We start from the raw sequence: 243 nt of genomic DNA on the forward strand, positions 1-243 counted from the left end.
CGGGCGAAAGGAACATGTGGCTGGCGCGCGCGGCGCGAATCGCATCCACGGCAATCTGTACGTTACCATCGGTGCCGTTTTTAAAGCCGACCGGGCAGGAGAGGGCCGATGCCATTTCGCGGTGGATCTGGCTTTCGGTGGTGCGTGCGCCAATCGCGCCCCAGCTAATCAGATCGGCAATAAACTGGCCGATCACCATATCCAGGAATTCTGTGGCGGTAGGCAGGCCCAGCGCGTTGATAT

1 pseudogene is annotated in these 243 nt (G+C 60.1%); it reads right to left on the reverse strand.

Annotated elements, in window-relative coordinates:
- Nucleotides 1-243, reverse strand: a pseudogene (locus tag SB756_RS34170) (3-deoxy-7-phosphoheptulonate synthase); the annotation flags it as partial.

The sequence above is a fragment of the Pseudomonas sp. SIMBA_068 genome, from assembly GCF_046534705.1.
Lineage (GTDB): Bacteria > Pseudomonadota > Gammaproteobacteria > Pseudomonadales > Pseudomonadaceae > Aquipseudomonas > Aquipseudomonas putida.